This is a genomic window from Desertibacillus haloalkaliphilus (assembly GCF_019039105.1).
Taxonomy (GTDB): Bacteria; Bacillota; Bacilli; order Bacillales; family KJ1-10-99; genus Desertibacillus; species Desertibacillus haloalkaliphilus.
Genome location: NZ_JAHPIV010000145.1, coordinates 1 through 433 on the forward strand (window position 1 = coordinate 1; position 433 = coordinate 433).

Genomic DNA, 433 nt, shown 5'->3' on the forward strand with positions numbered 1-433 from the left:
GTTTTCGACAACAACGGAAGATAAAGGCGGTGATGTTGTTAACAAAAAGCCTGTTACGGATAAATGGACAGAAGCCGAACTTGACAAAGTACTTAATCACTTTAAAGGTGAAATTATTCAAGTTCCTCCAATGTATTCTGCAGTCAAAGTCAATGGCAAGAAACTGTATGAGTATGCCCGTGCTGGTAAGGAAGTAGAACGTCCTCAAAGAACTGTGACGATTCACTCCTTGGATCGATTATCCGATATTACTTATAAGGAAGATACGGCCTCATTTCGGTTTCGTGTCCATTGTAGCAAAGGGACGTACGTTCGAACATTGGCCGTTGATATAGGAAATAAGCTCGGATATCCCGCACATATGTCTGATCTCGTTCGTACATCGTCAGGTCCGTATTCTCTAGAGAATAGTATAACGTTTGAGCAATTAGAG

1 protein-coding gene is annotated in these 433 nt (G+C 41.3%); it reads left to right on the forward strand.

Going from position 1 to position 433, the window contains the following annotated elements:
• Positions 1-433 (forward strand): tRNA pseudouridine(55) synthase TruB (gene truB / locus KH400_RS21260; protein WP_217228048.1); only part of this gene is annotated, 433 nt, incomplete at both ends.